This is a genomic window from Xanthomonas cannabis pv. cannabis (genome assembly GCF_000802365.1).
Classification (GTDB): domain Bacteria; phylum Pseudomonadota; class Gammaproteobacteria; order Xanthomonadales; family Xanthomonadaceae; genus Xanthomonas; species Xanthomonas cannabis.
Genome location: NZ_JSZE01000247.1, coordinates 1 through 241, shown reverse-complemented (window position 1 = coordinate 241; position 241 = coordinate 1). Strand labels below are relative to the sequence as shown.

Here is a 241-nt window from a genome sequence, read left to right as displayed (position 1 = left end):
CGGCTGACGCTCGCCAACCGGTACCTTCTTGCGCTTGCGGCGCCGGACTTGTAGCTGCTGCTCGCGATACAACCGCTCCACGCGCTTGTAGTTCACCAGGCGTCCTTCCTGTCGCAGCTTAAGATAGATCATCCCCACGCCGTAGCGGCGATGGCGATGCGCCAACGCAAGAATGCGCTCGCGCAGTTCGCCATTGCGGTCTTGACGTGGGCAATAGCGCAGCGCGCTGGCGCTCATGCCG

Annotated in this window: 1 protein-coding gene; it reads right to left on the bottom strand. The window is 63.5% G+C overall.

Annotation, left to right across the window (positions count from 1 at the left end; all coding sequences use genetic code 11):
- Window positions 1–241: IS3 family transposase (locus OZ10_RS20275; protein ID WP_039566942.1), on the bottom strand; the 241-nt coding region annotated here is incomplete at both ends.